This window comes from Ferruginibacter albus (genome assembly GCF_020042285.1).
In the GTDB taxonomy this organism is placed as follows: domain Bacteria; phylum Bacteroidota; class Bacteroidia; order Chitinophagales; family Chitinophagaceae; genus Ferruginibacter; species Ferruginibacter albus.
The window spans coordinates 2913431-2940279 of the sequence record NZ_CP083388.1; the positions used below are offsets into that span (position 1 = coordinate 2913431).

Below are 26849 nucleotides of genomic sequence, written 5' to 3' on the forward strand. Positions count from 1 at the left end.
TTTAAATTATTTTGTTTTAAAATTTGTCTTACCGAAAAAAGGTTATGCGAAGGCGTTAGTAACGATAAACTGAAGGTATATTATAAAAAATACATCTTTTAAGTAATTTATATTTATGAAAAAAAATATAAATTATTTGTTACAAGCTATAAAAGATTTTGTTACCCGACCTGGTTTCGAACCAAGACTATCAGAGTCAGAATCTGATGTACTACCGTTATACTATCGGGCAATAATGCAACTGCAAAGATAAAATGTTTCTTTACTGATGAAAAGAGAAAATAAAATTTTAATGCTATACTTCAAATGCTCCTTTCATATAGAACACACACTGGCCGCCGATGGAGACTCTCTCTTCATTTAACTGTTCGCACCAAAGTTCGCCTCCGCGTTGCGATAATTGAAATGCATGCAGCTTATTTTTATTCAACTTTGCAGACCAATAAGGAATTAATTGAGAATGTGCAGAACCCGTAACAGGATCTTCATTTATACCGGCAGATGGAGCAAAGAAGCGGGAAACGAAATCGGCATTACTTCCTTTTGCTGTGATGATAACTTTTTCTCCTGTTTTTTTTAATGCTGTAAAATCCGGCGTACAATTTTTTACAGCATCTTCATTTTCCAATTCTACTAAAAGATCTCTATTTTTTGAAACGTTTACAATTTTTACGTTTCCTAATATTTCTGATAGATGAAGAGGATAAGAGCTATACGGTTGTGGTTTCCACGAGGGAAAATCCATTATATACTTGCCGGCATTTTTTGTAATAGTTAATAACCCACTTTTAGAACTAAATACGATCTTATCTTTTTTAAAATCCAATAACTCATATAAAACATAGGCAGACGCCAATGTAGCATGCCCACATAAATTAATTTCAATTTCAGGTGTAAACCAACGAATATCGAAATCGGCGTTTTCATTTTGGGAAGGAATAAAGAAAACAGTTTCGGCCAAATTATTTTCCAACGCCAATTGCTGCATCAACTTATCATCTATCCACTGCTCCAAAGGCACTACAGCCGCAGGATTACCATGAAATAATTTATTTGTAAATGCATCTATTTGATATAATGTCATTTTGTTGTTTTATATGATTGATTACGAAATAAACAGCAGGAACAAGGGTCACTAAAAGTATAGCCGGCAAAAACCATATGCCTAATCCATTGCTTTTCCCGATTGTCATTAAATAAGTTGTTACCTCTATCATACTAAAGATAATAAGTATTATCATTTTAAGGTATCTAAGCATTTTAGTTGAATTTGCATACAGCGTCAATGCGTTTTCTTCCGTTACATTTACCGGATAGTTATGCAAATAAGGATACCTGTTTATTATTGTAAGTAGCAGGTAAATGAAAGTAGCAACAGAAGGTAAAATAAAAATAGATGATCTGCTGCCGTATTCATTTACTTGCCCTGAAGTATTAAAATGTATTGGAATTGTTTGGGGCAAGTTTGAAAAGACAAAAAAAGGCAAACACCAAATAAAAACCAGCAAGACTATAGCAGCTATTTCAAGTAGTTTATCACGAAGAGTAAGTTCAGCTTTTAAACGTGGTCTTGTTTTCATATTGATAAATTTAAAAGCCGGGCAATATGAATTTCAACAATTACTCACCCATCATTTCTTTTATTACCCTGATTATATCTTCTACATTCGGTTTACTGAAATAATCTCCATCGCTGCCGTAAGAAGGGCGATGTGCTTTTGAAGTGATTGTACGGGGAGCAACATCCAGCCATTTATAACCATTTTGTTCTTCCATTACTTTATTGAACATGTATGCTGCTGCACCACCGGGCACGTCTTCATCAACAAAAAGAATGCGATTGGTCTTTTTCAATGAGTCCAGGATAGAGTGATGGACATCAAATGGCAATAAGGTTTGCACATCTATTATTTCGCAACTGATGTTTAGTTTTTCTAACGCTTCAGCCGCTTCTGCAATGATACGCAATACAGAGCCATAGCTTACTATGGTAACATCATTCCCTTCTCTTATTGTTTCAGGAATACCCAACGGCACTGTATATTCCAACAAATTAGAAGGCAGCTTTTCTTTTAAGCGATAACCGTTCAGGCTCTCTACGATCATCCCCGGATCATTTCCTTTTAATAAACAATTGTATAAGCCAACAGCCTGCACCATATTACGAGGCACACATATATACATTCCACGAAGTGCATTAATGATCATTCCCATTGGCGAACCGCTGTGCCAGATACCTTCCAGGCGATGCCCCCGTGTTCTTATTATCAATGGCAGACTTTGTTGCCCGATCGTTCTGAAATGTGTTGAGCAAACATCATCACTCAATGTTTGAATGGCGTATAAAACGTAATCCAAATATTGTATTTCAGCAATAGGTCTTAATCCGCGGAAAGAAGTCCCTATAGCTTTTCCCATTATGGTTAATTCACGAATACCGGTGTCGGATATACGCAGTTCGCCATGTTTTTTTTGCAGGCCGGCAAAACCCTGGTTCACATCTCCTATCATTCCCAGGTCTTCTCCAAAAGCAATTACTTTTTTATTAGTTGCAAACAGTTCATCAAAATAATGATTCAACACTTCGTACCCATTTACAATTATTTCTTCTTCGCCATAAGTAGCTTCAACACCTGCAACACTCACCGTTGCCTTTCCTCCTTCATTGTACAATTGCGTATTGAATATATTGGCAAAATCAACCCTCAGCTTTTGATAGTATGCATTTACTTCTGCATAACTTCTATTGTTAGCGGCAATATCCAGAGCGCTTGCCAATGCCTTCATTACGTCTTTACGCAATGGCTCTCTTATAGCAGTTAACTGACTTATGATTTCTTCCACTCCGGGAGTGTCTGTAACCAATTTACTCAAATGAGCAGCAGTTGTCGCCACTAATTCTTTTAGAGGCGCAATATATTTTTCCCAGGCATGTTGCTTTCCTTCCTTCACAAGCATTTTTACTTCTATTTCAATTTCGCTAAGCTCATGCTCGTCTGCCAGTTCATTGGAAAGTATCCATTCCCGCATCTTTTTATTACAATCCCATTCTCTTTCCCAGGCAAGACGCTCAGGTGTTTTATAGCGTTCATGGCTACCCGAAGTAGAGTGCCCTTGCGGTTGCGTTAATTCTTCAATATGAAAAACAGCCGGTGTATGTGTATCCCTTATTTTCTGAATGGCAGTGTCCAATACTTCGCACATTCCTGCATAATCCCAACCTTTCAACTTATAAATATCGATTCCATTCGTACCGGGTTCTTTTTGCAACCCCTGTAAAGCGTCAGATATAGAACCTTTGGTAGTTTGATATTTTACCGGAACAGAAATACCATATCCATCGTCCCAAACAAAAACAGCCAATGGTATCTGCATTACACCTGCAGCATTTACGGCTTCCCAAAAATGCCCTTCACTGGTGGAAGCATCGCCAATGGTACAAAAACAAATTTCATTTCCATTATTGCTTAAATGTGTCAGGTCTTTCAACTCAGGAATGTTCCTGAATAATTTAGAAGCGTAAGCCAATCCTGCTGCTCTCGGCATTTGCGATGCAGTAGGCGCCATATCACTGGTAATATTCTTTCTATTTACCAGGTCAAGCCATTCGCCATTTTCATTATGTATACGGGAAGCAAAATGGGCATTCATTTGCCTGCCTCCGCTGAACGGCTCGTGTTCTATATCAGGATCTGAAAATAATTGAGAAAAATATTGTTCAGGAGTAACAAGATTGCTGGCAAACATAAAAGTTTGATCTCGGTAATAACCTGCACGATAATCGCCGGGCTTAAAGAACTTGGCCATTGCTACCTGTGGCACTTCTTTCCCATCACCAAAAATCCCAAACTTGGCTTTACCGGTTAACACTTCTTTACGTCCCAGCAAGCTTACCTCACGGCTTATGCATGCATAACGATAATCTGTCAACACTTCCTTTTTGAAGCTTTCAAATGAAAGCTCCTGCAAAGAGACATTTCCGGTATGAACTGTATCCATATAACAAATGTAAAATAACTATTCCTGATTGTGCGAACAAGATACAAGGTTTTATGCTTTTTTGTGTCTTTCGTTTTTGATAATATATGTTGCGAAAGCTCCGCCATTAATAATAAAATTAATGTGGCAGATACTTCCAGAGATGTGCTAACCTTAACTAAGGCCAAATTCGATTTTAGGAAAATTCAATAAGGCAAACCTGGAATAAAATTTAGGGCTATTTATAATGGCTTTCTCGCTGCTTTTTTCACTAAAAACATTTAAAATTGTATATAATGATAACAGGAAAATTCTTGCGAGACAATGTGAAGAAGACAATTAGCGTCTACTAACCATTTTCAATAAAACAGGCTGGCTGTTTAAACCATTTTAATGACACGCTGTCTTATTCGCCATTATTTGTTAATAAATTGATAAGCAAGTACAATTTACGATGATTTACGTCGTTTTTGTATCTTTGGAATTATATTTGAAAATTGCCGGAATTATTATGAAAAAACTGTTTTTCCTTTTTAGTATAGCTTTAATTTCGTTTTCGTCCTATGCCCAAACGGCAACTTCGGGGCAAACGATCTTAACGGGAGTTAAAACCGGCGATATATTAGATCTTAAAGAAACAGAATTTGATTTTGGAAAAATACCTCAAGGCAAGCCTGTAACACATATTTTTCATGTTGCAAATACAGGAAAGGATTCTTTAAAAATTGCCAACGTTCAGGCAAGCTGCGGATGCACTACACCTGAATGGGATAGAGACAAGGTAGTTGCCCCGGGAGAAGGTACCGATATCACTGTAGGATATAATGCAGCGAATGATGGCCCTTTTACAAAATTCATTACGATCACTTATAATGATAATAAAACAAAACAGATCACTATTAAAGGCGAAGTATGGAAAACTCCTACCAGTTCTGCTCCTGCAAATAATGATCTGGATAATTTAAAAGATTAATAACTTTACAAAAATTTAAAAACCTAACATGAAAAAATTATTTTTCTCAGCAATTTTTTTAGCGGCAACAACAACTACCATATTTGCACAACAGGCAAAGAAAATATCGGATGTGGCAAGATTTCAATCGGACACAGTTATTCTTGGCAATATTAAACAAGGTAACCCTACTAAAGGTACTTTTAATGTAACAAATATCAGCCCTAGTCCATTGATCATTGAACAAGCTAATCCAACTTGCGGATGTACTATTTCTGATTATACAAAAGAACCTATTGCTCCGGGTAAGAACGGTGTTATCAATGCTACTTACAATGCAGCGAACGTAGGTCATTTTGAAAAACACTTAACAGTAAAATTTGCAGGTGTTGAGGAAATGAAAACCATTACTTTAAAAGGTGATGTTTTAGTTGCTGCAGATTACGATAAATGGAAAGCTGAACAGGATTCAATTCAAGCAGCTAATGCAGCTGCCGCAGCTAATGCAGCTGCCGCAGCTAAAAAGCCTGCTAAAAAAGCGAGCAAAAAGTCAGCGAAAGCAACCACCAGCAATGCTTCTCCTGCTAATAAAAATTAATTTTTTTTCTTCTTAATACAAAGCCTCCGTTGATAAAATTAACGGAGGCTTTTTTATTTAGAGGTTAAATAATTATTTCACGGATGCGCTAATAATTTTTAATCCAACACTATCTGTATCTTTTGCAACGTATTGCTTGGTTTTGAATTTTACTGTATTCCCCGGCGGCACCTCCTGGTAAATAGTTTGATTATCTTTTTCTAAAAGGGTACCTGTTTTGCTGTAATAGGATAATTCCAGTTGTACATCTTTATACACGCAAACGGTGGCTGTGTTTGTAATAGCACCCTTGATAACAGTTTGGCCTATTAGGTTGTGTTTGTTTTCTCCACTTATTGATAGAAACAATAAAGGGTTTTTCTTTTCCTTTTCTTCCAGTGTTTCTTTTATTTGCTCATAGTTCTGCTTTTCTTCAGCCTCATTCGCTTTTTTACTATGGCAGGAAAATAACAATAAAGATGAAACAGAAAGTATTGCCAGGATTTTCATGCTATTAATTTTAATCGCAATAAAAACATTTTTACTTAAACAGTTTGTTAAATGAACCAGTTGTTTAATTAATTGTCTGACCCTAACCACAAAGCACCTCCACTACTTGCCCTCGTTGCTCCTGTTACAGACGTCATAACATTCACTTCTTCCCTCCAACGCAAAGCGCCGATCAACGCCATGATCAAGGCTTCCTTGTATTCGATCAATTTATTATCAGGAACTACTATTTCAATACCCGGCAAAAGAGCTTTTAAACGATCAATTAAAAAGCTGTTATAGGCGCCTCCGCCGGTCACTAATAGTTTTGATGAATTATTTTTTAAATGCTGGCTTAACTGTACACAGATATGTTCTGTGTAAGTACGTATAGCATCTTTTGTAGCAATGTGATGCTTTTTTATCAATGGCATTATTTCATTTATACCAAAACTATTATCCAATGATTTGGGATATGGTTTACTATAATATTCCAGATTGTTTAACTGCTTTAGTAATTCTTCATTCAAATTTCCCGAAGCAGCGATCATTCCTTCCTTATCAAATTCTACATTCAATTCTGCCGCTAATGAATTCAACACCCTGTTCGCAGGACAAACATCGTATGCTACATGACCATCTTCTTTAAAAAAAGAAATATTTGCAATTCCCCCAATATTTAAAAAGCTGTCATAGCCTTTAAATAGTAATTTATGCCCAATCGGGACTATAGGCGCTCCTTGTCCGCCTAATGCCACATCCATTGAACGCAGGTCACTAACTACCGGCAAATTTGTTGCTGCAGCAATAGCAGCACCACATCCAATTTGCGCTGTCATTTTCTGTAAAGGCAAATGAAAAACGGTATGCCCGTGAGATGCTACCAGATCTACTTTATGATGCAGGTTGTTTTTTTCAATGAAGTCATTCACTTTATTACCGATAAAATGCCCATAACGGGTGTGCAATAATTGATATTCCAATGCCGAAACATTTACTGCATTACTTAAATTATTTTTCCAATCACGTGTATATGAATAACAGTCAGCCGCAATTATTTCATATCCCCATTTACCGCCGGTTTCCTGTAAATGCACATAAGCAATATCCAAACCATCCAGTGAACTGCCACTCATGATACCCACAACTTTATATAACATAATAAATTTCAGATTTTAACCCGCAAAATATAGATTTGTAACTCAAGCGGCAAAACTACAAACTAATATGGTCATCAATCTCAGTAAAGAATTCTCGTTGGTAAGCACATGGGTGGCAGAGTTACGGGATACCGAAATTCAAAAAGACATGATGCGTTTCCGCAGAAACCTCGAACGCATTAGCGAGGTTGCCGCATATGAGATAAGCAAAAAGTTAGAATGGAAAGAAATTGACGTAACTACTCCTTTAGGAACATCCACCACAAAAATATTAAAGCAACAGCCGGTAGTTGCAAGTATATTAAGGGCTGGTATTCCTATGCACAATGGTTTGCTTAATTATTTTGATAAAGCAGAAAGCGCTTTTATAGCTGCATATCGGAAACACAGTCCCGATGGCTCTTTTCAAATTAGCCTGGAATATATGAGTTGCCCTGAACTGGAGGGAAAAGTGGTGATCATTAGTGATCCTATGATTGCTACAGGTTCATCATTGGTAAAAACTATTCAATTCTTAAAACAGGAAGGTGATATAAAAGAACTGCATATTATCTGTGCTATTGCCTGTACTGTGGGTATAGAATATGTATTAAGGGAATTACCAAAAGCGATCATTTGGTGCGGAGATATTGATGATGAATTGACTGCCAAAGGATACATTGTTCCCGGGTTGGGCGATGCCGGTGATCTTGCTTTTGGACCAAAACTGCAAAGCTAACAAGCGTGTGAAATTTTATGATCGTAAAATATCAAGAGTTTAACACACAAAATGTAACATTTTGCTGCAATACCTTATCTTTATTGCCGAATAACTATTGTAAATGAGAAATCTTATTCTGCTGTGCTTACTTGCTGTAACAGTTTCTGCAAAGGCACAGGATCCGCACTTTTCACAATTTTTTGCTTCACCGCTTACTTTAAATCCTGCTTTAACAGGTAAGTTTGACGGGCAATTTCGTTTTGAAGCCAATCATAGAGATCAATGGCCTAGTATTCCGAATGCTTACGTAACTACCAGTGCTTCGATTGATTTTCCTATATTAAAGAAGATTGTTCCTGAAAATGACCGCTTAGGTGTCGGCATTTCCGGCTTAAGCGACCAAAGTGCAGATGGCGCTTTAAATCTGAACTACGGATCTTTGTCGGTAAGTTATCATAAAGCTCTTTCAGATGACGGATTCAATACTATCGGTGCAGGTTTGCAGGCAACCTATAGCTCTCTGAACATTGATATGGCAAAACTTACGTTTGAAGACCAGCTTACTCAAAATGGTTTTACAGGCGTTACCTCTGAGGTTTTGACAAACGGAAATAATGTAAACTATTTTGATATTGGAGCCGGATTATTATTTTCGGGTTCTACCAACGGAGAAAATAACTATTACATTGGTGCTTCTATGTATCATATTAATCAGCCACAAGTTGGTTTCCAGGATAAGAACTGGATCTTATTACCAAGAACTACATTACATGCCGGCGGTACATTTCCTTTAAATGATCAATACAGTGTGAGCGCTTCCATTATTCAACAATTCCAAAATGAAGCTTCTGAAACAGTTTTCGGAGGTGCGTTAGGAATTAATTTGAACCATGATACAGAAGACCCCACCAATTTTTATATTGGCTCCTGGTATCGTTGGGAAGATGCTGCTATTCCTTATGTGGGATTGGAATTTAATGGCTGGCGTTTAGGTGCCAGTTATGATATTAATATTTCTTCTTTAAAAGCAGCTACACAAAGCCGGGGTGGAACTGAGTTTTCGTTGATCTATATAAAGAAAACTTACGAAACGAAAGGTATTCCCTGTCCTACTTTCTAAAATAAACCTGACTTTTATTTAACAGGACTGCCACTAACAAATTTATTTCCTTTAACATAAAATCTATATGGCAGTGAAGCGGATGGCTCTCCGGCGCCTTCCACACCAATTCGTATACTGGTGCCCGTTATTTCTTTATCAGCAACAAATCCGTCATCTGCAATATATAATTGATTGCCCAATAAATTTAACCCCGAATGTTGCTTATCAATTCCTAAAGCCTTTCCCACATTGCCCGGTCCCTTGGTTAATGTATTATCTAATTTCCTTTTGCCGGTACGTTTCAACATAATATCAATTCCCTGCAAAGGTTCAACAGCCCGTATCAATACAGCATCGGGAATATCCTTTTTATTAGTAACCACATTAAACAAATGATGCATGCCATAACAGATATACACATACGATGTTCCTGCTTTAGCATACATATGTTCATTGCGTGCTGTGCGTCTGCCGTTAAATGCATGAGAGGCTTTATCGTCAACAGATAAATAAGCTTCTGTCTCTACTATTCTTCCGGTTGTCAGTCCCTCGTTAAATTTTGTTACAATGATCTTGCCCAATAGCTCTTTTGCAATTTGTATCACATCTTGTCTATCAAAAAAATCAATCGTTAATTTCTTCAACTTATATGTAATTTTAGCCGTTAATCTTAGATAAATGGAGAATTAGTTAACAGATAATTGAAAATGTATTTGTGCTATTGAAGTAAAATTATCCATTCTCTATTATAAAATTATCAATTAAACAAGAATGCTCAAAGAAATCGTTATCGCTATACAATCTTATTTTCAGGCACACCGCTTTATTAACAAGCATCGTTTATGGAAATGGATCTTAATACCGGGCATTATATATGCCATTCTTTTTTTTGCAGGTATTTATTTGTTTTGGATAAGCAGCAATCATGCAATTGATTATTTATTCTCCATAACAGGAGCTAAGGCCTGGATGCAGGCTTTGCAGGATGGATGGTTACGGTTCTTATTTATTTTTGGACAGGTAATTCTTCATATGATATTGCTTTTATTTTATTTCTCCTTATTCAAATATTTATTTTTGATACTCGGCTCTCCTTTATTTGCTTACCTGAGTGAAAAAACAGAATCCATCCTGGAAGAAAAAGAATACCCATTTAGTTTTTCTCAATTTTTAAAAGATATTGCAAGAGGAATTAAAATAGCCTTACGCAATAGCTTGTGGCAAACAGTTTACACCGTTTCACTTTTAATTTTATCATTTATTCCGTTAGCAGGTTCGGTTACCCCTGTAGTAGGATTATTTACTGAATGCTATTATTTAGGGTTCTCTATGTTGGATTATACTTTTGAAAGAAACAATCTATCTGCATCCCAAAGTATTGCTTTTATTGGCAGACACAAAGGCTTGGCAATAGGCAACGGCATAGTATTTTATTTAATGCACCTGGTATTTTTTGTAGGCTGGGTATTAGCGCCAAGTTATGCAGTGATCGCAGCTACTTTAAGCTTACACAATTCAGGACTAAGTTCCGATACACAAAACCTAAACCTGCATAAGATCAATTCATGAGCAATATCGTTTATTTAATTCCTACTGTTTTAGATGAGATGGCTACGCATACTATATTGCCTTATACCATTGATGCAATAAAAGATTCCAAAGTGATTTTTGCTGAGAATGAACGAACTGCCCGTCGCTTTTTAAAAAGCATCGACAAAACGATTGTTATTGATGATTACGAATGGTTTACTATTCATAAAACGGAAGAAGATCAGCGAAATGTTTTTATTCAAAAAATCAAGGAAAATAAAAATATTGCTATTATTAGTGAAGCCGGCTGTCCCGGTGTTGCCGATCCGGGTCAATTATTAATTGAAACAGCTCAACAATTAAATGCCATCGTAAAACCTTTAGTAGGTCCAAGCTCGATTTTATTGGCTTTGATGGCGAGCGGCATGAACGGACAACAGTTTCAATTTATTGGTTACCTGCCCATCAATCAACAGGAACGCATACACGCTGTCAAAGAATTGGAGATCGAATCCAGAAGAAAAAATTGTACTCAGATCTTTATAGAAACCCCTTATCGAAATAATCAACTGATCGAATTGTTATTAAAAACCTGTCAGTCATCTACCCGAATTTGTATTGCAGCAGAACTTACATCTGCCAATGAATATATTAAAACAAAGACTGTAACCGAGTGGAAAAAAGAAAAAGTTGATTTTCATAAAAGACCGGTTATCTTTTTATTAAAAGCCAGTTGATATTTCCTCACTGATTTTGCAGATTTATGGACAGGCACTTGCAGAAAATGAGTAGCCAGAATTTGTGTTTACAATCCCCAAAAATCTGCTTGAATCCTTCGAACAATTGCTTATCAAAAATGTTATAGGTAAATTGCATTAAGAAACTAAAAAGCAAACTATGAATATTGCGATTGTTTGTTATCCGACATACGGCGGAAGTGGTGTACTAGCTACCGAATTAGGAAAAGCACTGGCTGATAAAGGGCATAATATTCATTTTATAACATACCAACAGCCTATTCGCTTAAGCGGATTTCATACCAATATTTTTTATCATGAGGTAAGAGTTCCTGAATATCCTTTATTCGATTATCCTCCTTATGAAACTGCATTATCCAGCACAATGGTAGATGTTGTATTGAATCATGACATTCAATTGTTGCACGTACATTATGCCATTCCGCATGCTTCCGCTGCCTACATGGCTAAGCAAATTTTGGCAAAAGAAGGCCGACACATTCCTGTTATCACCACTCTTCACGGCACTGATATTACATTAGTTGGAAGAGATAAAACATACAGCCCGGTAGTAACCTTTTCAATGAATGAAAGTGATATTATCACAGCGGTTTCGCAAAATTTAAAAGATGAAACGTATAAGAATTTTGCTATTGATAAAGACATAGAAGTAGTACACAACTTTGTTGATGTAAAACGTTTTCATAAAAAACCGGTGGATGCATTTAAAAAATTAATTGCGCCGGATGGAGAAAAAATAATTGTACATGCTTCCAATTTTAGAAAAATAAAAAGAGTAGAAGATGTAGTGAAAGCTTTTTTATTGATCAACAAACAACTTCCATCTAAATTATTATTATTAGGCGATGGTCCTGAACGTCCTTATGTAGAAAGCATCTGCAGAGATTGTACAGGTATTGAAAGAATTAAGTTCCTGGGCAAGCAGGAACAAATGGAAGATATCTTCCCTATTGCCGACTTGTTTTTATTAACCAGCGAATATGAGAGTTTTGGATTGGCTGCATTGGAAGCAATGGCTGCAGAAGTTCCTGTAATAGCTACTAATGCAGGCGGCTTACCTGAAATTGTAATAAATGGTTATAATGGTTTTATGAGTAATGTGGGCGACATTGAAGACATGTGCAGTAATACGCTTAAGATATTCAAAGATGAAGAAACTGAAAAACTATTCAAACAGAACGCATATACACAGGCGAAGAAATTTGATATTCACCACATTGTTCCGCAATATGAAAAACTATATGAGCAGGTGACATCATTGGTGTCTTAACCAGCTTCTCGGGTTTTGATTTCCTTTATCGTTACTGATAATAAGATCCATTGCACCAACGCCTTCATCATTAGAAGCAACTCTTCCTATTACCTGCCCGGTAGTAACTTTTTGCCCACGTGATACTGTTACACTATTAAGATTGCTATAAGTGGTAAAATATAATCCGTGCTTTATTATTACCACTTGCATGTCTTCAATCGGAGTAATATTACAAACTTCGCCATCAAATACAGCTTTTACAGAAGAACCGATATCACTGCCTATCGTTAGCCCAGGATTATCCACGATAACCCCGTTCGGTAATTTGTTAGAACCAAATTCCATAATAACATATCCCTTACTAACCGGCCAAGGCAAACCTCCTTTATTCCGTACAAAGTCTGCATTCAATTTAACATCTTCAGATGGCAGATTGCTTAAAGTACGAACAGGTGCCGGACCTTTACCCCCCTTTACCCCTTTAATACTATTATCATTGGGACCGACATTTGTTTGGGTTTGCGTTTCAGCCAATCTTTTCTTTCGTTCTTTTTCAGCAGCAAGTCGTGCATCTTCCTGCGCTTTTAATATTGCCTGCTTAATAGCAACATTTACTTTCTGCATCTGCTTCTTTCTTGCTGCAATTTGTTTATTCAGCTCCTTGCCCTCTGATTTCAATTTTGAAACTACATCATTTTGTTCTTTTTGCTGATCCGCCAAAACATTCATCTCTTTACTCTGCGTTTGCAAAGCATCATCTTTTCTATTCTTATTAGAATTTAAGACCCCAATCTGGTTTTTTAATAATCCCTGTGTACGCAGAATATTCTCACCCTGCATTTCACGATAGCTACGATAACTTTTTAAATATTGAATACGACGTATCGCATCATTAAAGCTTGATGCAGAAAAAATGAAATTTAAAAAATCAGCATTACTCCTGTTCTTATAAGAATAGATCATGCTGGTAGCATATTGTTGTTTCAATGTATCCAGCAACAGTGATAGTTTCCGAACATCTTTTTGTGATCTCACAATATTATTATCAAGCATATCAATATCCTTATTAATGTTCTTGATAACACGTTGTTGCAGATCAACCTTGCTTCGGATCAATGCCAGCTGGCTAAGATTTTGCTTGGTTAGCTTTTTATTCTTATCCAACAAACGTTGCTTTTCTTCCAATTCCTTTTTTAAAGACGAGCGTTCTTTTTCAAGATCCTGCTGTTCTTTATCTGCCGCGGTTTGTGCAACAGCTGCATTTAAAATAAAAAAAGAGAAAAAGGTTAAAACAATTTTATTCATACACTGATTTTATCAGTAGGGATTCAAAAATACTATTCACACAGCTAGTATGTCATCATTAATAACTAACAGGTGTGTATAATGTTATTTACGGGTGTAATTCTGAGGAATGTTGAAAGCAACCGACACGTCCTTATTAAACTCATACTGTTTGTAATTTAAACGAACGTCAATTTTATTCTTTTCGGAAACCGTTACTTCACGATATGTTGAAAAATTGAAACCGATCTTATTTTCGTAGGCATCATAGGTAATATCCGCAGTTCGGTTCTCATTAATATCTACATCATCCAGTTTACTGTGCAATAATAATGCCTCATCGCTATTATTAAGTGTTATCAGGTTCTTAAAATATTTTCCAATGGTTGCTATCAGTATTTTGTTTTCAGCAGTTTTTTTATAGGAAACAATATTCTTATTATCTAAAAAAACAGGGTTGCCTACTAAGAGATCCTGTAGGGTTTTAAAGTCAAAAGGAATATTGGTGACCTCCTGCAAATAGTCCATAGAACGTAGCGTGGCTTCTTTCTCTATTTTATTTAGAACAAAAACACTGTCTTTTGTTATCAATACACGCAATGCTTCTATATTGAATACAGTAGCATACATGGAAACCCATATCACGCTGTCTTTTAAAATATGCACATAAGCGGTAACGTTAGGCTGCTTGCCTTTACTATCCTCATATTCCACTTTTATTTTTGCAGAGAATGTATTAAAATCTATATAACGGCTATGTAAGCTGTCTAATGTTTTTTTTACTTGTTGAGCAGAATCGATTTCCGTTTGATTGATTACAACAGTTGGAGAATCTTTTTTTACAATGGCAGTTTGTATTTTTTTTGCTGTCTTACAGCTCAATAAAGAACTGCCAAACAATATTGTTGTAAATAAAACAACTACAAACGCTGACTGACCATAATTTTTTTTCATTAAACGCAATGTTTTATGCCTTGCTAATTTTTTCCGGTATGCCCAAAACCGCCCTCTCCTCTCACCGTCTCCGTTAATTCTTCTACCAACAAAAACTCTGCCTTTTCTACTTTAGCAATGATCATTTGTGCAATTCTATCGCCATGGTGTAGTGTTTGGGGCTCTTTTCCTAAATTAACCAATATTACTTTTATTTCGCCACGATAATCGCTGTCAATTGTACCCGGTGTATTTAAACAGGTAATTCCCTGCTTAGCTGCCAAGCCGCTACGCGGACGGATCTGTGCTTCAAAACCTTGTGGCAATTCTATAAATAAACCTGTAGGCACCATTGCACGTTCCAAGGATTGTAATGTTATCGGTTCAGAAAGATTTGCTCGCAGATCCATGCCTGCAGAACCTTCTGTAGCATATGTCGGTAATGGGTTAAGTGATCTGTTTACGATCTTAATATGAATGTTTGACATGGCAGCAAAAGTAATTGATAATTGGTATTTGTGAATGACGAATAGTCAATAGTGAAATCTTTGTTAGAAAATTCAGATCACTCATTTTTCCAGTAATACTGTAGCATAGGCCACTAATCCCTCTTCCCTTCCAACAAAGCCCATTTTTTCTGTTGTGGTTGCTTTAATGGATACATCCTCTGCCTCAATAGAAAGGATACCGGCGATCGCCTCCTGCATTTGAGGTACATAATTTTTTATTTTGGGCGATTGCAGGCAAATGGTACTATCTATATTTACAATTGAATAACCTCGCTGTTTTACCAGGTCATACGTTTTTTGCAATAAAATCTTACTGTCTATATTTTTAAATGAATTATCCGTATCGGGAAAATGCACTCCAATATCTCCCAAACAAGCTGCCCCTAAAATAGCATCGCAAATAGCATGCAATAAAACGTCTGCATCGCTGTGCCCTAATGCACCTTTTGGATATTGAATTTTTACACCGCCCAGCCAAAATTCTCTATCTTCTATTAATTGATGAAAGTCTATTCCGAAACCTATACGATAACCCATTGATAAAATTTTAAAAAGTAAATATCTGCAAAATAACTGACGGAAAATTTATTTTACCGATTGTTATGATTTTAAAATAATAGCAGTGTGAATTATTTCCATGCTATCGTATAAATAAAGAAGCGCAACATTTCTGTTGCGCTCCACCAAACAAAATATTTTGTATTCCTTATTCAGGTTTTGCAGTACCGTCAGCAGCACTTCCATCTGTATTTATATCAAACAGCATTGAAAAACGCAATGTATTCGACAATGGATTACGAGTTACGCCATCACCCGCAGGCAACAGGTAAGAAAAATCCAAACCAAATGTATTATACTTTAATCCTACACCTGCAGTAAAGAACTGCCTGTTTCCTTTGTCAGGATTTTCGTAGAAATAGCCTGCACGTAAAGCAAACTGGTTATTATACCAATATTCAGCACCAACAGATATCTGGAATTCTTTTAACTCTTCGCTGAATCCACCGGGCGCATCACCAAATGAACTGAACCAGCTGCCTACTACACCCTGGCTACGGTACTTTTCAATAGCTGCTTCATTAGTTCCTGACGTATCATTGCTGAATGTTGGTGGCGTTGGCACTAATAATTTATTAATGTCCATAGCAAATGTAACCTTGTTACTTGCGTCATATACTTTAGTATAAGCAACACCTAAACCAAGGTTGGCAGGTATATAATCTTTTTGAGTAGCATCTGTGGTGTAAGATATTTTTGAACCTAAATTAGTAAGACTAACACCAAGTGATAATCCTTCACCGTTTTCTTTCAGGTTATTATAATAATATTGAAGATCACCGGAAACAGCTATCCCCGCTTTATACACTGTGCTGCCTGTTCCCACCGGACCATTGGCAAGTGCAGAGTTAATATATCTTAATGCAATACCTATCCCTGATTTAGGAGATAATTTTCTTGAATAACCAACATCCAAACCAAATTCTTTTGGATTACCCAAACCGGTAGTTTCGCCTGAGCCATCTGTAAATTGAATGCTACCCAAGCTGAAATAACGTAAGCCAAGAGATAATGCCTGGTCTTCATCCAATTTGTAATATCCTGCTAAAGAAGCCAGGTAAACATCGTTCAATCCAAGATCTTTTAACCATGGAGTATAGGTTACCATTACGCTTGCGTTTTGTTCTGCAAAAGGTAATTTTGCCCTGTTCCAGAATACTGCGCTGGCGCCACTGTTAGGTGTTGCAACACCTACATCACCCATTCCGCCTGCACGGGCATCCGGTGAAATACGTAAAAAAGGAACCGCCGTAGTAACTACGTTAATGGTATTGGATTGTGCATTTACTTTGGAAAAACCTACTACAAAAAGCATTAGTGCAGTTAGTTTTAAAAGTGCTTTTTTCATTCTTTATTCTATTGTCTGGTTAGGTAAACCTTATATCAATAATAGTAGGATTTTGTAGTTAATTTTTTTTGTAAAAGTAACAGATTTAATTAAATGCTCAATAAAATAAACTTTCATTAAAGCAAACTTTTAAAATCTATTAATTAACAATTTTTTTTTACAATTCTTTTAGCAATTTGGTTAAAACAAAAACGCCTTTTTGGTATGTTTATTGCTTAAAGACGAGTCTTTATAAAAAACTGTTGCCTGTAAATTGTTGAAAAATAACACTAATTGACAGGCAAAAAATTAGTTTTAACAGGTTGTTTTGCAGAAAGTAGCATATATTCGCACCTGCAAAATTGCTTGCACAATAAAAAAAGAAAACCTTTCGTTAACAACTCTGCAAAACGGATGCACATGCAAAAAATAATTTCTGCTAAAAATTTCATTATCCTTGCGGCTACTGCATTTTCTATCAGCTCTTGTAGTAAGAGCGGTAAAAGTGGCAAATCATCTGTAACAGGATGGAACTACGATGATCCAAAAATGGGAAATTATCACGTTGCCAAGTTAAAATACCCTAAGGCTGGTCCTGGGTTGGTATTTGTGGAAGGTGGTACTTTCTTAATGGGAGCTAAAGACGAGGATGTAATGCGTGACTGGAACAATGTTCCCCGTCGTGTTACTGTTCCTTCTTTTTTTATAGATGAAACAGAAGTTGCCAATGTACACTATCGTGAATATTTATATTGGTTAAACAATACTTTCAGCGGCGATACAGCTATTATGCGTAAAGCACTTCCTGATACTCTTTGCTGGAGACAAGAATTAGCATATAACGAACCTTACGTAGAATATTACTTGCGTTATCCTGCTTATAACTACTACCCTGTTGTAGGTGTTAGCTGGTTACAGGCTCATGATTTTTGCGTTTGGAGAACTGATAGAGTAAATGAATTAACACTTGTTCAAAAAGGTTATTTAAAACCTGATTTTGCAAAAAAAGAAATGAAAGGTGGTGGTGCAGATGCATCATTTAATACAGATGCTTATTTAATTAATCCTGAATTGATCACCAATAAAGGAAAGCCTAAAAAATCTGATCTAAAAGACGTTAATAATAAACCTAGAACTACTGTACAGATGGAAGATGGTATTTTAAACATGGGATACCGTTTACCAACAGAAGCTGAATGGGAATATGCTGCATATGGTTTAGTTGCTCAAAACCCTGCTCCCCGTCAAAAAGAAGGAAAACCGGGTGAAGAGTTGGAAACAAATCAACAGATCTATTCATGGAGCAAAAACCCGAATGGTTTACGTGATAGCAAAAGAGGTACATGGCAAGGACGTTTCTTAGCAAACTTTAAACGCGGTAGTGGTGATAATATGGGTGTTGCAGGTGGTTTGAATGACCGTTCTGCTATTCCTGGTGAAATTCACTCCTTCTTTCCTAATGCATTTGGTTTATACAATATGTGCGGTAACGTAAATGAGTGGGTAATGGACGTTTACAGACCATTATCTCCCGGTGACGTAGAAGATTTCAATGCTTTCCGTGGTAACAGATTTCAGAAATATTATAAAAATGGTTCCGGAGAATATGAAAGAGATTCAATGGGTATTTTAAAGAAAGTAGATGTTAGTGATGAGGAAACTAAAAACCGTCGCAACTATCAACACAACTATGGCTTGAACTTTAAAGATGGAGATAGCTCTACTCAAACATTTTATGATTACGGTAATACTACTTTGATCAGCGATAAATCAAGAGTATATAAAGGTGGTAGCTGGAATGACAGAGCTTATTGGTTATCTCCAGGCACTCGTCGCTTCTTAGAAGAAGATCAATCTTCAAGCACTATCGGTTTCCGTTGCGCTCAAACATATATGGGTGCGCCTGAAGGACCCGGCTTTAAAGAAGGTAATATCTTCAGCAAGCGTAAACAAAACAGCAGAAAGAAATAATATTCAAATAAGTTATTCAAAACCCTTCCTAATTACGGAAGGGTTTTTTGTTTTAATAGCTTTCTCTATATATTTTTGATTTATGCAAATTGCTCAACTATACTCCATCTTTTTAGAATATCCTTCTATACAAACAGACACAAGGAAACTACAGTCCGGCGACATTTTCTTTGCATTAAAAGGAGACAATTTTAATGGTAATCTTTTTGCAAAACAAGCATTGGAAAAAGGTGCTGCTTATGTTATAGTTGATGAAGAACCTGGTTTTACAGATAAAAGAATCATTACAACAACAGATGTATTGACCACTTTACAGCTATTGGCAAAACATCATCGCGAACAATTTAATATTCCGTTTATAGCCATAACAGGAAGCAACGGTAAAACAACTACCAAAGAATTGATACATGAAGTTTTAACTACCAGCTATAAAACGTATACCACTAAAGGTAACCTGAATAACCATATCGGTATTCCGCTTACTATCTTATCTGTTAAGAAAGATGCTGCAATAGCAGTGATCGAAATGGGCGCCAATCATCAAAAAGAAATACAAGGGTATTGTGAATATACAAAGCCTACGCACGGATTAATTACCAATGTGGGCAAAGCGCATTTAGAAGGTTTTGGCGGAGAAGAAGGCGTTAGAAAAGGGAAAGGTGAATTGTTTGACTATTTACGAGCTAACAAAGGCACAGCTTTCATCTTCCATGATTTTGATTATTTGCTGGAAATGAGCAGCGGTATTGATAACATAATTTCTTACGGAACAAAAAATGCTGATATCATTGGAAATGCACTGCAAAACGAAAATGAATATTTGCAGGTTGTATTTGAAAAAGGAACTTCTATTAAAAAAATAAATACCAATCTTGTTGGAACTTATAATTTACCCAACGTATTGGCAGCAGTAACACTTGGCAAATATTTTACTGTTGATGATGAGAAAATAAAAACAGCGCTGGAAAATTATGTACCCTCCAACAGTCGTTCTCAATTAATAGAAAAGGATAGTAACAAAATAATACTCGACGCTTATAACGCTAATCCATCCAGCATGAAGGCGGCTATTGAAAACTTTGTAAAAATGAAAGCCGATAATAAAATTTTATTGTTGGGAGGAATGATGGAATTAGGGTATGAAAGCGTAAAAGAGCATCAATCTATCATAAATCTCATTCAGTCTTATGGCGGCTGGAAACAAGTTGTTTTAGTAGGTGGTGATTACAACAAAACAACCAATCCTTTTATTAATTTTTCCAATGCAGCAGAGGCTAAACAATGGTTTCAGCAGCAGCATTTTTCCAATGCTACTATTCTTGTAAAAGGCTCCAGAAGTATGCAAATGGAAAAGGTATTGGAATAAATTATCCAATTACCTGATTACGTAACAGGTCCTCAAATACATCTCTTTTGCGTATAAGCTGCGCTTTACCATCTTTCACCAACACTTCAGCAGGCTTATAGCGGGAATTAAAATTAGAAGACATTTCAAATCCGTAAGCGCCTGCATTATAAAATACCAGCAGATCATTTTCACGTATTTCAGGGAGTTTTCTATCCCAGGCAAAAGTGTCGGTTTCACAAATATTACCAACAATGGAATATTTTTTTTCTTCACCGTCAGGATTGCTTATGTTCTCTATATGATGATAGGCATCGTAAAACATCGGGCGGATCAAATGATTGAAACCGCTGTTAACGCCGGCAAATACTGTGGCGTTCGTCTCTTTTAAAACATTTACACCAGTAATTAAATAACCACATTCGCTTACCATGAATTTACCCGGTTCAAACCATACCTGCAAATGCTTTCTATTGGGGTTAGGATGATTCGCAAACGCTTCTCCTACTTTTTGCGCCAATAAATGTATATCTGTTTCATAGTCGTGTTTTTTATACGGCACTTTAAAACCACCACCCAGATCAATTGATTCGAGCTCATTGAACTGAGGAATGATATCAAACAACACTTCAATGCCTTTTACAAAAACGTCAACATCTTTGATCTCACTACCGGTGTGTATGTGCAGGTTGCGGATAAAAATATCATATTGTTTTACCAATGATAGTATATTATCGAGCTGGTCAACAGGTATTCCGAATTTACTTTTATCATGCCCTGTTGAAATTTTCAAATTACCACCCGCCAAAATATTTGGGCGTAAGCGAATACCAACAGGATAACTGTGCCCGTATTTTTTGCCAAATTTTTCAAGGTTATGAAGGCTGTCGATATTAATATGCACTCCTTCTTTTACAGCTTCCTCTATTTCTGCAAAATCAATTCCGTTGGAAGTATATAAAATGTTTGAAGGTGCAAAACCTGCCAGCACAGCCAGTTTTACTTCATTAATAGAACTGCAATCAACACTGGCACCAATGCTTTTTATATGTTTTAATATATTAACGTTGGTAAGCGCTTTACAAGCGTAGAAAAATCTTGTATCTGTTTTTGCAAAAGCATCTGTCAATTTTTTGTATTGCTCTGTTATACGTTCTGCATGATACACATATACGGGTGTACCAAATTCTTCGGCAATTTCTTTTAATTGTTGATGTGATAATACCTGGGACATTTCTAACCTTGTTTGTTAAATAAAAAAGGCATGAATAATTTCATACCTCTTGCTATTCGCTTTGTAAAGTATGTTGTTTACGTTTCTGATTGCTTGTCATCTTGTGCAGGCTCGTCATTCACAATTTCCTGTTCTACTATTTCTTCATTCACTCCTTCCAATTGTTCTTCCATTGGTTCAATTGCTGCTTCAGCCTCTGACACTATTGTTGCCTGTACCAACTCTTCCATCAACACTTCACTTATCTTGGGTAGATCATCAGGGCCATTAATTCCAAAATAATCCATAAATGATTTAGATGTTGAGTATATCAGCGGCTTACCAACAGCTTCTTCATTTCTTCCTGAAATAATGATGAGATCTTTTTCCAATAACTTTTGTACTGCATAATCGCAGTTAACACCACGGATCGATTCGATCTCACTTTTGGTGATCGGTTGCTTGTATGCAATAATTGCCAAAGTTTCCAACGATGCAGTAGAAAGACGTTTTAAAAACTTATCGCCGTTTAATTGTGCAACCGTTTTATGATATTCTTTCTTTGTAAGAAACTGCCAGCCGCCACCGCTTTGCACCATTTCAAAAGAATAAAACTCACCGCTGTACTTTTCACGAATACCTTCTATTGCAGCTTCTATCTGTTCCAATGTTGCTCTGTCTTCAATAAAAGCCAACGCATTATTCAGCAAGTCCACCAACTCTAAGGTTGTAAGTGGCTTTTCACTGGCAAATATCAATGCCTCAATATGTGGTATTATCTGTGAAAGTTCCATTATTCAATTAGCACATTATTATCCCTGTAATGCTGCGGCACCGCTTACAATTTCCGTTAATTCGGTTGTAATAGCCGCCTGTCTCGCACGGTTGTAACTGATCTTTAAAGATTTTAATAACTCATTGGCATTGTCGCTCGCTTTGTCCATCGCTGTCATTCTAGCCCCATGTTCACTTGCATTTGCGTCCAACACCGCTTTGTATAATTGCGTGTTCAATATTTTAGGGATCAATTCTGTTACCAGTTCTGCTTTGCCCGGTTCGTAAATGAAATCGGCTTTCTTTTGTCCTGCTTGTGCCTCTACTTTTTTTACAGGTAAAAATTGTTCGGCAATAAACTGTTGAGTAGCCGCATTTTTAAACTCACTGTAAATAACCTCTACCGCATCAAATTCTTTATTCGCAAATGCATCTCTTGCATATTGAGCAGCAGCCTGCACCTTATCAAAGCTCAAGCCTGTAAATATATCCCAGAATTTATCGATTACATTGAATTTATTCTTCGCAAAATGCTCATATCCTTTTTTACCGATCGGTAATATCTGAACATTTCCTTTTTGCTGTTGACTGCTGTATTTATCAGCGATGACCTGTTTCGCTAATTTAATAAGATTACTATTGTAACCACCACAAAGACCTCTATCGCTGGTAACCACAATGATCAATACTTTTTCTACCGGGCGTTCAACTGCCAGGTCTATGTTTACATCACCTTCGCCGCTGCTTACAATGTTAGCCAGCATTTCCTGTAACTTTTGCGCATATGGGCGCATTTGTGTAATAGCATCCTGTGCACGACGTAACTTGGCAGCACTCACCATTTTCATTGCTTTGGTTATCTGCTGCGTACTTTGAACTGATTTTATCCGGTTACGAACTTCTTTTAAAGCACCACTCATGTTTGATTCGGTTTAACTCTTTTCGGGGGGCAAAGGTAGGGCAAAATCAGTTGATAATTTATTCGAAAATGAGAATTTTTACCCTGTTTATACCCAGTTTATGCTTCAAATTGAGTATTTCCTGCCCGTAAAGCCCAAATTGCTTTTATGGTATTAAAAATCACATCCCTCTAAATCATTATTTATGCAACCGATTACTAACAAAAGCATTATAGCATCTCCGATAATACGCTCATTAACGATATTATCCTGCAGCAAAGAAAATACGACCGGTGGAGTGAGTTTAGAAGATAATAATTTTTCGTTCGATAGTAAACTAATGGTACATCAACAGAAATGATCTAAAAAATTAAGTGCTTATACAAAAGCCTTTAGGAATATTTAAACAAACCCGTCTTCGACAAGCTCAGACTGAAAGCTTAATAATTCTGCTTTTCTATACCCGATAAGCAATTTAATTAATATCCTTACCTGCTTTTAATTTTTCAATTATTGTTTGCATGTTGTTTTTATTGATCATATCAGGAGCCTGTGGCAAGGCAATGTTTGCATATTTTAGTGCTTCCTTGTAATTTCCTTCTGCGCTTAAGCAACGTGCCATACCCACATTGGTAGTAAATTGGTTCGGAAACTTTTTATAGTTTGCCCTGAAAGCTGCACAAGCTTCTTTTGTACGTTTGTTCGTTAATAATTGCCTTGCATAATTGTGTACATCGCTTATAGATCCCAATGGCATTGCTTCTTTCATCACTGAATCAGCCTCCGCCGGTTTACCCATAAGCTGCAACAGTCTTGATTTTACAGATAATGTTTTAAAATTCTTTTCTCCTACAAATGTTCCGTTAATAGAATAATCAGCCCATTGCAGCGCTTCATCCAAATTGGTATTATTATCAGCACACCACTCTGCAGCATACTCCCAAGCTTTCCAATCAAAACCTCTTTGGCTAATTAATTCACGTCTGAAAGATTCGATCTGGCCTTTATTAACATCCACTTCTATTTTAAAAGGAATAGAAAGGTATTCCCACTCCAGTGCAACAACAGCACTGTTAGTCGTTTCATCAGTAAATTCATATTTCAGCCATTCCACTTCTTTTTCTAAAGGCTTGTTTTTTACAGACACTCTTAATGCATCTTTGGTAGAATCATAAAAGAAGCTTCCCCAAGCGGAATTGGTTTTAGAAAAAATTATTGTCGATTCATCTTTACCTACCGCAATAAAGAATGCATATTTACCTGCAGGCAGATCCTTGCCTTCTATTTTTACATCACCGGAAAATTCTATTGTTGTATTTTCATTTGCACCTGCACGCCATGGTGAAGCTTTGCTGGTACCAAAGCCCAATGCATTAAAGCCATAAGGAACCAACGATCCCCATATCTTTCCTTCTCTTCCCTTAACGCCCGGACGGTCATAATTAATTTCTACTTCCGTAATACCAATATGTTCGCCAACCATTGCTTTTTTATTACCGCCATTTTGAAGTGCAGTTAAAAACTGTGCCTGTGTAGATGAATAAGAAAGGAAGATCACTATGCAAATAATAAACTGTTTCATATAATTAGTTTTTGGTGATCTAATGTACTCAACCTTAACGGCAAATAAAACAGGAATTGATGGACGGCAAAGATGCTTCTTAAGCGGCTTTGCCTCATCAACTTGCCTGCTTCTAAAAAATATTTACCTTACAGTAAACTTTACAAAATGAAGAGAATAGTTTTTTTACTTGTTATTTTAATGGCTTTGACCTACTTCACTAACCCGGGCTATGAAAAACATCTAAATAAACTAAAAGAAAAATTTGCCGACGAATATGCACAGTTTGCAGAAAGTGGCGGAGATTTTGATGCTGCCTTCGAATACCATAACTATTATTTTTTTTCTACCACCACCGATAAAGCGTCCGACCTGCATGAATTGGCAACTATTGGTATTTTAGGATTTGTACTTTGATATTAACCCAACAGGTCTTTACGATCCTTCTTTTGCATCTGCATCATAATTCCAAAATGCCAGCCTTTACTTAACGCATTTACTGCTTGTGCAATACGTTTGGCTTTGGTAGGTTCTGTTTTGGCACTCTTTATCCAATTGCCATAATAATTCTGATGCCCTTTGGTAAGTTTTTTAAAATTCTCAAAAGCTTTCGGTTCATCCTGCAAACATTCCAGTAATTCCTGCGGTACCGTTGTCTCCTCTTTATCTTCTTCAATAGCCACTTTTAGTGTAGCACCTTTTCGTTTACCAATTTCCTTTCGTATAGTGGCATTTAGCGCCATTATAAATTTTCCATCACCCATTGGCATTAATGCAATGCCTTTTATGGGATGATCATCCAGCTTACCTTTAACGCGGAACGATTTTTTATTTCCCGGTTTTAATTTTTGTGCAATGGAAGCATCCAGTTCAATATAAGTCCAGCCGGTTTTTTCTCCCTGCTCAGCAAATTGTAATATAGTAGTGGTAAAACGAACCATGCGTTAAAATTACAGATCGGAAATTACTTTGAGAATTTGTTTTGCATAACAACATTATCTTCCAATAACCAGACAAACCAACGTTAGATTTAAGCAATTTACTGTTGCAGCGAAACAATAGCAGGTAATGGTAAAGCAACCCGTGCTAACTGTAAAACAAATAAATGTAAGGGTTTAGCAACTTATTGTTACCTTAAAACAATTGAAAGTAATTGTAAAACCAATGATGCGGATAGTAAAGCAAGACGGTTGAGAGCCTGACCAAATTGCAGTTATCCTGAAACAATTTCATGTAAGGGTAAAGCAAATCGTGCCGAGGGTGAAGCATATGAGTGTAAGAGCTAATTAATTAATAATGAAGTAGAAATGATGACATGTAAGTATTGAGTAATTGATATAGACCCTTATGCAGGCAGGGATCATAAAAGATAAATGAAAAATAGAAGATATTGCTATCTTAGTGACTGTTGAAACAATTGAGAAAAGTTTGGTTAAAAGAGCGAACATCGAAACAAATGAAAATAAGGTATCTACGAATTAAAATTTCAAACTGAGACATTCCCCTAATTTATGAAACCCATACTTTTTCTGCTTATTAGTTTGTTGATTATTTCTTGTGGTACCAATAAAAAATACAACTCTTTACACAGATGGATAGTAGGTAATCAGGATGAGTTTATGCGGACTACAGATAGTATAATTAATGCCTACCATAAAGAAAACAATTTGAGTACAACTTGGTATTCGGCAAGTTTTATTAATACCATTTACGCTCATAATATTTTGGGGGAATTAGCAAAAATAGGTGGAGATTCAGATGAATGTATAGCCGTAGAAGTCACTTTTTATAGAGATGTCAAGATAAAAAGACGCATTGTGATTGTCGCACAAGATTCAACATGTTCAAATAAATTAGCCTCACTAATGTTGGAAACTGATTCCACCGATAGATTCATATTTGGTAAAAGTGAGCAGTAAATTTCAAACTGCGTTACTCCCCTAATCCCTCTCTAAAATATAAATTCTTCCAATCATT

The 26849-nt window shown here is 36.4% G+C and carries 28 protein-coding genes and 1 tRNA gene; 12 read left to right on the top strand and 17 right to left on the bottom strand.

Annotated features, from left to right (window positions below; all coding sequences use genetic code 11):
* Window positions 1-161: 161 nt before the first annotated feature.
* The 4 genes from K9M53_RS12465 to K9M53_RS12480 all read right to left on the bottom strand — a co-directional run bounded on the left by K9M53_RS12465 (window position 162) and on the right by K9M53_RS12480 (window position 3999).
* Window positions 162-232: transfer RNA gene (locus tag K9M53_RS12465), tRNA-Gln, on the bottom strand.
* Window positions 233-295: 63 nt separating this feature from the next.
* Window positions 296-1084: a PhzF family phenazine biosynthesis protein gene (locus K9M53_RS12470; RefSeq protein WP_224015353.1), complete on the bottom strand. Its 789-nt coding sequence runs from the start codon at window positions 1082-1084 to the stop codon at window positions 296-298.
* On the bottom strand, window positions 1050-1580 hold the full coding sequence (locus tag K9M53_RS12475) for a DUF1648 domain-containing protein (RefSeq protein ID WP_224015355.1): 531 nt from the start codon (window positions 1578-1580) through the stop codon (window positions 1050-1052). Before K9M53_RS12475 ends, K9M53_RS12470 begins: the two co-directional genes overlap by 35 nt.
* 40 nt (window positions 1581-1620) lie before the next feature.
* Window positions 1621-3999, bottom strand: a complete 2379-nt coding sequence (locus K9M53_RS12480; protein WP_224015357.1) for an alpha-ketoacid dehydrogenase subunit alpha/beta — start codon at window positions 3997-3999, stop codon at window positions 1621-1623.
* 490 nt (window positions 4000-4489) lie between these two features.
* Between K9M53_RS12480 and K9M53_RS12485 the strand changes: the two genes are divergently transcribed.
* On the top strand, window positions 4490-4951 hold the full coding sequence (locus tag K9M53_RS12485; RefSeq protein ID WP_224015359.1) for a DUF1573 domain-containing protein: 462 nt from the start codon (window positions 4490-4492) through the stop codon (window positions 4949-4951).
* Between the two features lie 28 nt (window positions 4952-4979).
* Window positions 4980-5528, top strand: a complete 549-nt coding sequence (locus K9M53_RS12490) for a DUF1573 domain-containing protein (protein ID WP_224015361.1) — start codon at window positions 4980-4982, stop codon at window positions 5526-5528.
* A gap of 72 nt (window positions 5529-5600) precedes the next feature.
* On the opposite strand, the gene K9M53_RS12495 is transcribed toward K9M53_RS12490, so the two are convergent.
* Together K9M53_RS12495 and K9M53_RS12500 are read right to left on the bottom strand one after the other, a co-directional pair.
* A complete protein-coding gene (locus K9M53_RS12495; RefSeq protein ID WP_224015364.1) occupies window positions 5601-6017 on the bottom strand; it encodes a hypothetical protein in 417 nt (138 codons plus the stop codon).
* A gap of 68 nt (window positions 6018-6085) precedes the next feature.
* Window positions 6086-7156, bottom strand: coding sequence for an anhydro-N-acetylmuramic acid kinase (locus K9M53_RS12500; RefSeq protein WP_224015366.1), 1071 nt, complete (start codon window positions 7154-7156; stop codon window positions 6086-6088).
* A 67-nt stretch (window positions 7157-7223) separates the two neighbouring features.
* Here K9M53_RS12500 and upp point away from each other — a divergent pair, with 67 nt between their 5' ends.
* Window positions 7224-7874 carry a uracil phosphoribosyltransferase gene (gene upp, locus K9M53_RS12505; protein WP_224015368.1) on the top strand — a complete coding sequence of 217 codons (651 nt, stop codon included), beginning with the start codon at window positions 7224-7226 and terminating at the stop codon, window positions 7872-7874.
* 103 nt (window positions 7875-7977) lie between these two features.
* On the top strand, window positions 7978-8976 hold the full coding sequence (locus K9M53_RS12510) for a PorP/SprF family type IX secretion system membrane protein (protein ID WP_224015370.1): 999 nt from the start codon (window positions 7978-7980) through the stop codon (window positions 8974-8976).
* Window positions 8977-8990: 14 nt separating this feature from the next.
* Here the strand turns inward: K9M53_RS12510 and K9M53_RS12515 are convergent, their stop codons facing one another.
* A complete protein-coding gene (locus tag K9M53_RS12515) occupies window positions 8991-9602 on the bottom strand; it encodes a DNA-3-methyladenine glycosylase (RefSeq protein ID WP_224015372.1) in 612 nt (203 codons plus the stop codon).
* A gap of 127 nt (window positions 9603-9729) precedes the next feature.
* Between K9M53_RS12515 and K9M53_RS12520 the strand changes: the two genes are divergently transcribed.
* The 3 genes from K9M53_RS12520 to bshA all read left to right on the top strand — a co-directional run bounded on the left by K9M53_RS12520 (window position 9730) and on the right by bshA (window position 12516).
* Entirely contained in the window at window positions 9730-10527 is a 798-nt protein-coding gene (locus K9M53_RS12520) for an EI24 domain-containing protein (protein ID WP_224015374.1), read from the top strand.
* Window positions 10524-11225, top strand: coding sequence for an SAM-dependent methyltransferase (locus tag K9M53_RS12525; protein ID WP_224015376.1), 702 nt, complete (start codon window positions 10524-10526; stop codon window positions 11223-11225). Before K9M53_RS12520 ends, K9M53_RS12525 begins: the two co-directional genes overlap by 4 nt.
* Before the next feature lie 160 nt (window positions 11226-11385).
* Window positions 11386-12516 carry an N-acetyl-alpha-D-glucosaminyl L-malate synthase BshA gene (gene bshA / locus K9M53_RS12530; protein WP_224015377.1) on the top strand — a complete coding sequence of 377 codons (1131 nt, stop codon included), beginning with the start codon at window positions 11386-11388 and terminating at the stop codon, window positions 12514-12516.
* Here bshA and K9M53_RS12535 read toward each other — a convergent pair.
* From K9M53_RS12535 to porV, 5 genes are all read right to left on the bottom strand, one after another.
* A complete protein-coding gene (locus tag K9M53_RS12535) occupies window positions 12502-13803 on the bottom strand; it encodes a murein hydrolase activator EnvC family protein (RefSeq protein ID WP_224015379.1) in 1302 nt (433 codons plus the stop codon). The genes bshA and K9M53_RS12535 overlap by 15 nt on opposite strands.
* 84 nt (window positions 13804-13887) lie before the next feature.
* Window positions 13888-14736: a DUF4292 domain-containing protein gene (locus K9M53_RS12540; RefSeq protein WP_224015381.1), complete on the bottom strand. Its 849-nt coding sequence runs from the start codon at window positions 14734-14736 to the stop codon at window positions 13888-13890.
* Window positions 14737-14759: 23 nt separating this feature from the next.
* Complete coding sequence (gene dut / locus K9M53_RS12545; protein ID WP_224015383.1) at window positions 14760-15203, bottom strand: dUTP diphosphatase; 444 nt, start codon at window positions 15201-15203, stop codon at window positions 14760-14762.
* A gap of 81 nt (window positions 15204-15284) precedes the next feature.
* Window positions 15285-15761, bottom strand: a complete 477-nt coding sequence (gene ispF, locus K9M53_RS12550) for a 2-C-methyl-D-erythritol 2,4-cyclodiphosphate synthase (RefSeq protein ID WP_224015385.1) — start codon at window positions 15759-15761, stop codon at window positions 15285-15287.
* 169 nt (window positions 15762-15930) lie between these two features.
* Window positions 15931-17130, bottom strand: coding sequence for a type IX secretion system outer membrane channel protein PorV (porV, locus tag K9M53_RS12555; RefSeq protein WP_224015387.1), 1200 nt, complete (start codon window positions 17128-17130; stop codon window positions 15931-15933).
* A 399-nt stretch (window positions 17131-17529) separates the two neighbouring features.
* Between porV and K9M53_RS12560 the strand changes: the two genes are divergently transcribed.
* Both K9M53_RS12560 and K9M53_RS12565 read left to right on the top strand, forming a co-directional pair.
* On the top strand, window positions 17530-19080 hold the full coding sequence (locus K9M53_RS12560; protein WP_224015389.1) for an SUMF1/EgtB/PvdO family nonheme iron enzyme: 1551 nt from the start codon (window positions 17530-17532) through the stop codon (window positions 19078-19080).
* A gap of 82 nt (window positions 19081-19162) precedes the next feature.
* On the top strand, window positions 19163-20446 hold the full coding sequence (locus K9M53_RS12565) for a UDP-N-acetylmuramoyl-tripeptide--D-alanyl-D-alanine ligase (protein ID WP_224015392.1): 1284 nt from the start codon (window positions 19163-19165) through the stop codon (window positions 20444-20446).
* Between the two features lies 1 nt (window position 20447).
* On the opposite strand, the gene lysA is transcribed toward K9M53_RS12565, so the two are convergent.
* From lysA to atpG, 3 genes are all read right to left on the bottom strand, one after another.
* The gene (lysA, locus tag K9M53_RS12570; protein ID WP_224015394.1) at window positions 20448-21659 is read right to left on the bottom strand and encodes a diaminopimelate decarboxylase; all 1212 of its coding nucleotides are present in this window, start codon (window positions 21657-21659) and stop codon (window positions 20448-20450) included.
* Between the two features lie 77 nt (window positions 21660-21736).
* The gene (gene scpB, locus K9M53_RS12575; RefSeq protein ID WP_224015396.1) at window positions 21737-22432 is read right to left on the bottom strand and encodes an SMC-Scp complex subunit ScpB; all 696 of its coding nucleotides are present in this window, start codon (window positions 22430-22432) and stop codon (window positions 21737-21739) included.
* Window positions 22433-22450: 18 nt separating this feature from the next.
* A complete protein-coding gene (gene atpG / locus K9M53_RS12580; RefSeq protein ID WP_224015398.1) occupies window positions 22451-23332 on the bottom strand; it encodes an ATP synthase F1 subunit gamma in 882 nt (293 codons plus the stop codon).
* 184 nt (window positions 23333-23516) lie between these two features.
* On the opposite strand from atpG, the gene K9M53_RS12585 reads away from it, so the two are divergent.
* Window positions 23517-23672 (top strand): hypothetical protein, encoded by a 156-nt coding sequence (locus K9M53_RS12585; RefSeq protein WP_224015400.1) that lies wholly within the window; start codon window positions 23517-23519, stop codon window positions 23670-23672.
* 114 nt (window positions 23673-23786) lie between these two features.
* On the opposite strand, the gene K9M53_RS12590 is transcribed toward K9M53_RS12585, so the two are convergent.
* Window positions 23787-24893, bottom strand: a complete 1107-nt coding sequence (locus tag K9M53_RS12590; protein ID WP_224015402.1) for a DUF2911 domain-containing protein — start codon at window positions 24891-24893, stop codon at window positions 23787-23789.
* 147 nt (window positions 24894-25040) lie between these two features.
* On the opposite strand from K9M53_RS12590, the gene K9M53_RS12595 reads away from it, so the two are divergent.
* Entirely contained in the window at window positions 25041-25289 is a 249-nt protein-coding gene (locus tag K9M53_RS12595) for a hypothetical protein (protein WP_224015405.1), read from the top strand.
* Window positions 25290-25291: 2 nt separating this feature from the next.
* Here the strand turns inward: K9M53_RS12595 and K9M53_RS12600 are convergent, their stop codons facing one another.
* Window positions 25292-25813 (bottom strand): YdeI/OmpD-associated family protein, encoded by a 522-nt coding sequence (locus K9M53_RS12600; protein WP_224015406.1) that lies wholly within the window; start codon window positions 25811-25813, stop codon window positions 25292-25294.
* Between the two features lie 570 nt (window positions 25814-26383).
* Between K9M53_RS12600 and K9M53_RS12605 the strand changes: the two genes are divergently transcribed.
* Window positions 26384-26791, top strand: a complete 408-nt coding sequence (locus K9M53_RS12605; protein WP_224015408.1) for a hypothetical protein — start codon at window positions 26384-26386, stop codon at window positions 26789-26791.
* Window positions 26792-26849 lie beyond the last annotated feature (58 nt).

What these genes read in the sequence shown, in the direction of transcription:
- K9M53_RS12470 (WP_224015353.1), bottom strand. Translation starts at nt 1,084, where the DNA reads ATGACATTATATCAAATAGATGCATTTACAAATAAATTATTTCATGGT.
- K9M53_RS12475 (WP_224015355.1), bottom strand. Translation starts at nt 1,580, where the DNA reads ATGAAAACAAGACCACGTTTAAAAGCTGAACTTACTCTTCGTGATAAA.
- K9M53_RS12480 (WP_224015357.1), bottom strand. Translation starts at nt 3,999, where the DNA reads ATGGATACAGTTCATACCGGAAATGTCTCTTTGCAGGAGCTTTCATTT.
- K9M53_RS12485 (WP_224015359.1), top strand. Translation starts at nt 4,490, where the DNA reads ATGAAAAAACTGTTTTTCCTTTTTAGTATAGCTTTAATTTCGTTTTCG.
- K9M53_RS12490 (WP_224015361.1), top strand. Translation starts at nt 4,980, where the DNA reads ATGAAAAAATTATTTTTCTCAGCAATTTTTTTAGCGGCAACAACAACT.
- K9M53_RS12495 (WP_224015364.1), bottom strand. Translation starts at nt 6,017, where the DNA reads ATGAAAATCCTGGCAATACTTTCTGTTTCATCTTTATTGTTATTTTCC.
- K9M53_RS12500 (WP_224015366.1), bottom strand. Translation starts at nt 7,156, where the DNA reads ATGTTATATAAAGTTGTGGGTATCATGAGTGGCAGTTCACTGGATGGT.
- upp (WP_224015368.1), top strand. Translation starts at nt 7,224, where the DNA reads ATGGTCATCAATCTCAGTAAAGAATTCTCGTTGGTAAGCACATGGGTG.
- K9M53_RS12510 (WP_224015370.1), top strand. Translation starts at nt 7,978, where the DNA reads ATGAGAAATCTTATTCTGCTGTGCTTACTTGCTGTAACAGTTTCTGCA.
- K9M53_RS12520 (WP_224015374.1), top strand. Translation starts at nt 9,730, where the DNA reads ATGCTCAAAGAAATCGTTATCGCTATACAATCTTATTTTCAGGCACAC.
- K9M53_RS12525 (WP_224015376.1), top strand. Translation starts at nt 10,524, where the DNA reads ATGAGCAATATCGTTTATTTAATTCCTACTGTTTTAGATGAGATGGCT.
- bshA (WP_224015377.1), top strand. Translation starts at nt 11,386, where the DNA reads ATGAATATTGCGATTGTTTGTTATCCGACATACGGCGGAAGTGGTGTA.
- K9M53_RS12535 (WP_224015379.1), bottom strand. Translation starts at nt 13,803, where the DNA reads ATGAATAAAATTGTTTTAACCTTTTTCTCTTTTTTTATTTTAAATGCA.
- K9M53_RS12540 (WP_224015381.1), bottom strand. Translation starts at nt 14,736, where the DNA reads ATGAAAAAAAATTATGGTCAGTCAGCGTTTGTAGTTGTTTTATTTACA.
- dut (WP_224015383.1), bottom strand. Translation starts at nt 15,203, where the DNA reads ATGTCAAACATTCATATTAAGATCGTAAACAGATCACTTAACCCATTA.
- ispF (WP_224015385.1), bottom strand. Translation starts at nt 15,761, where the DNA reads ATGGGTTATCGTATAGGTTTCGGAATAGACTTTCATCAATTAATAGAA.
- porV (WP_224015387.1), bottom strand. Translation starts at nt 17,130, where the DNA reads ATGAAAAAAGCACTTTTAAAACTAACTGCACTAATGCTTTTTGTAGTA.
- K9M53_RS12560 (WP_224015389.1), top strand. Translation starts at nt 17,530, where the DNA reads ATGCAAAAAATAATTTCTGCTAAAAATTTCATTATCCTTGCGGCTACT.
- K9M53_RS12565 (WP_224015392.1), top strand. Translation starts at nt 19,163, where the DNA reads ATGCAAATTGCTCAACTATACTCCATCTTTTTAGAATATCCTTCTATA.
- lysA (WP_224015394.1), bottom strand. Translation starts at nt 21,659, where the DNA reads ATGTCCCAGGTATTATCACATCAACAATTAAAAGAAATTGCCGAAGAA.
- scpB (WP_224015396.1), bottom strand. Translation starts at nt 22,432, where the DNA reads ATGGAACTTTCACAGATAATACCACATATTGAGGCATTGATATTTGCC.
- atpG (WP_224015398.1), bottom strand. Translation starts at nt 23,332, where the DNA reads ATGAGTGGTGCTTTAAAAGAAGTTCGTAACCGGATAAAATCAGTTCAA.
- K9M53_RS12585 (WP_224015400.1), top strand. Translation starts at nt 23,517, where the DNA reads ATGCAACCGATTACTAACAAAAGCATTATAGCATCTCCGATAATACGC.
- K9M53_RS12590 (WP_224015402.1), bottom strand. Translation starts at nt 24,893, where the DNA reads ATGAAACAGTTTATTATTTGCATAGTGATCTTCCTTTCTTATTCATCT.
- K9M53_RS12595 (WP_224015405.1), top strand. Translation starts at nt 25,041, where the DNA reads ATGAAGAGAATAGTTTTTTTACTTGTTATTTTAATGGCTTTGACCTAC.
- K9M53_RS12600 (WP_224015406.1), bottom strand. Translation starts at nt 25,813, where the DNA reads ATGGTTCGTTTTACCACTACTATATTACAATTTGCTGAGCAGGGAGAA.
- K9M53_RS12605 (WP_224015408.1), top strand. Translation starts at nt 26,384, where the DNA reads ATGAAACCCATACTTTTTCTGCTTATTAGTTTGTTGATTATTTCTTGT.